This is a genomic window from Staphylococcus sp. EG-SA-2 (assembly GCF_017152085.1).
The window spans coordinates 1-2,980 of the sequence record NZ_JACYHC010000571.1; the positions used below are offsets into that span (position 1 = coordinate 1).

At 34.4% G+C, this 2,980-nt stretch carries 3 protein-coding genes and 1 pseudogene; 1 reads left to right on the forward strand and 3 read right to left on the reverse strand.

Annotation, left to right across the window (positions count from 1 at the left end):
* Positions 1-685 precede the first annotated feature (685 nt).
* Positions 686-1,888 carry a GTP-binding protein gene (locus IDG60_RS09825; protein WP_001062985.1) on the reverse strand — a complete coding sequence of 401 codons (1,203 nt, stop codon included), beginning with the start codon at positions 1,886-1,888 and terminating at the stop codon, positions 686-688.
* Between the two features lie 131 nt (positions 1,889-2,019).
* Here IDG60_RS09825 and IDG60_RS09830 point away from each other — a divergent pair, with 131 nt between their 5' ends.
* Complete coding sequence (locus tag IDG60_RS09830; protein ID WP_072419840.1) at positions 2,020-2,280, forward strand: hypothetical protein; 261 nt, start codon at positions 2,020-2,022, stop codon at positions 2,278-2,280.
* Between the two features lie 283 nt (positions 2,281-2,563).
* Here IDG60_RS09830 and IDG60_RS09835 read toward each other — a convergent pair whose 3' ends face one another.
* On the reverse strand, positions 2,564-2,878 hold the full coding sequence (locus tag IDG60_RS09835; protein WP_000172545.1) for a hypothetical protein: 315 nt from the start codon (positions 2,876-2,878) through the stop codon (positions 2,564-2,566).
* Positions 2,879-2,896: 18 nt separating this feature from the next.
* A pseudogene (locus tag IDG60_RS22280) lies at positions 2,897-2,980 on the reverse strand (hypothetical protein); the annotation flags it as partial.

The following is a 2,980-nucleotide window of genomic DNA, read 5'->3' on the forward strand; positions in this document are numbered from 1 at the left end:
AAGCAATTATCGACATTTTCGCAAAATAATTTAAGCGAATTGAATACTTAAAATTCTCAGGCCACTATACCAATAGGGATGGTGGCTTTGCTTTGTGTTGATTTATTGATGTGAGGTGAGTCTTGTTAGTTTGTTGCAAATAAATGGTCTTGGTTTTTTGTATAGGATGTTCTTGGTGGGACGTACGGAATATTCGTGATCTTTGTAGTCTGACGCGTTATATTTTTGTGGCGTGTTTTATGTTTGATACTCGAGGTCTGAGACATTCATGATTTGGCATACGAAATCTTAATGATTTTCATAATCTATCCCAAGATATATTGGCCACGTGCAGAATTGCGTTGCACGTTTAGACTGAAACACTCGTGTGACCGTAAGTGTTAATAGTACATTGATAGCTGCATTTACTTCACTCATTTTTATGACTGTTAAACAATGATTGTACCTTCAATTAACAGTTGGTACGATGGTTTTGCCATTTTTCATCAAAGCAAACATAAAAAGGACTAAGACATATACATGTCCTAGCCCTATGGATAAAATGCAAATTTCTGCTTTATCAAAACTATCACACTTTAGATAGATTGAAAACAAAAAGATCCTAAGAACATCTTAACTTTTTATTAATTGTCATAAATTGCAAACAATTAAGCCACAATTTAAAAATGATTATACTTCATTCAACTTATCGTGCTGGTCTAATTTGCCATTGATATGGATCTTCAAATTGTTGCCAATCTGCATCAATTTCTTGCGCATTGACTAAGCATGCATCGAGTTCTTTTGTTAATTTTTCTTCATCTAAGTCGGTACCAATAATGACAAATTGTGTATGACGATCGCCATATTCTGGATCCCATTCAGCTGCGACGTCTTGGCGTTCTGCTAATATTTGCGTTTGTTGTGCTTCAGACATACTAGCCACCCAATATGTAACTGGATGAATATTGCAAGATGACCCTGCTTGAGATAATAAACATGCTACGTGATTGTATTGTGCTAGCCATACGATACCTTTTGATCGAACGACATTATTTGGCATGGTTTCTAACCAATCATTGAACCTTTTAGCATGGAAAGGAAGTCGACGTTTATATACAAACGATGATATACCATATTCTTCTGTTTCAGGTGTATGCGATGCATGCCCACCAGACTCAAGTTCTTTGATCCATCCTGCTGACTCGCTCGCTTTTTCAAAATCAAAACGCTGCGTATTTAAGACTTCTTTTAAATCCACTTCAGAATTTATTGTCTTAATAATTTTAGCAGTAGGTTGCAATGCACTTAACACTTTTTCTAACTTCGCAAGTTCTTCTTCACTAATTAAATCAATTTTATTAATAATCAATACATCACAAAATTCAACTTGGTCAATTAATAAATCAGCAATCGAACGCTCATCTGTTTCATCAACGCTTTGATCACGATCCATCAATAAATCTTCTGAGTTGATGTCATGTACGAAGCGGTTAGCATCCACAACTGTAACCATTGTATCTAAACGGCAAATCGCTGTAAGATCAATGCCAAGTTCATCATCAATATATGAGAAAGTTTGTGCAACAGGTACTGGCTCTGAAATCCCTGTTGACTCAATAACAATTTGATCGATGCCACCTTTTTTCACTAAACGCTCAACTTCTTTTAATAAATCGTCTCTAAGTGTACAACAGATACAACCATTAGAAAGTTCGACTAATTTTTCGTCTGTGCGCGATAGTCCCCCACCATCTGCGACAAGATCTTTATCGATATTGACTTCACTCATATCATTTACAATTACCGCAATACGTCGACCTTCTCGATTTTGTAAAATATGATTTAACAACGTTGTTTTCCCCGAGCCTAAATAACCACTTAATACCGTAACTGGAATTTTAGCCATATATATACCCTCACTTCAATTTATTTGTTTCGTTCGTTTGCAAATAGGAATAATTCCGTTTTACATTATATAGGAGCATTTCCTCTTTCGCAATCTTCGATAATAAAAAAATAGTATACTTAATTAAATTATTGAGCACTTTACTTTATAATGGAGACAAAGATATATCTCACGAGAGAGAATCGAGGTGTATAAACATGCTATTTGTCATTTTAGTTTTATATATCATTGGTATTACATTTATTCTACTCAGTGTTTTTGGTTCAAAGACTGAAGGATTATCTACGAAACATACTTTATATACCATTGGCAGTGCTATTATAACGATTGCTATTTTCATTTCAATTGGCTATGCCATTCAATACTTAACTGCAGCGCTTTATGGTTTGTAAGGTGAGGATGATTTATGGCGGATAGTTCGAGAGAGTTTGACTTGCGTTGATTTTGATAAAGAGGTCATAGCTTTTGGTACTTGAGGATTTTGTTGTTGCTGTTTGGAATTTGGATATGTTTAATGCGGGACAGTAATTTAAGTTGTGTTTTTACAATTGTAAGTGTGATATTTCGATTCAGTTCGAATTACTTCACATGGGAATAAAATAAAAAGAAGCGGCCTAGTGTCAGTTGTGAATACACTGAACATTGGTCGCTTTATTTAGTAGTACGATATGTAGTTTAGCTATTAATTTTTTTCAGGTCATCCTTAATGCTGTCTATCTCAGACATGGCACTTTTAACCCAATCTCCTTGAGCCGCGCCTTTAAAATTAGCTTTAAAAGCCTCGCAATGATGCGCCATTTGTTCAATTAATACTTTTTCTTCACCTTTTAATCCATTTTCAATATCTTTATATTTATGCTTATGTTCAGGTGCAACAACTGAACGAATGTTTTCTTTTTGAGCATTCATTTTAGATATGAGATTAAGTGTTTCTACTGTAGTACTTATATCTGGCATTCTTAAGGTCATATCTGGTTCTATTAGAGTCATTTAATCTCCTCCAAATTATCAGTCACTTAGTTTATCTAACTGCTTTTCATAAGACTTTTTTAAGTCTTCTTTATATTCTTCTAATTTCCATTCTTGCTTTCT

Coding starts and splice junctions, on each gene's coding strand:
- IDG60_RS09825 (WP_001062985.1), bottom strand. CDS start 1,888: ATGGCTAAAATTCCAGTTACGGTATTAAGTGGTTATTTAGGCTCGGGG.
- IDG60_RS09835 (WP_000172545.1), bottom strand. CDS start 2,878: ATGACTCTAATAGAACCAGATATGACCTTAAGAATGCCAGATATAAGT.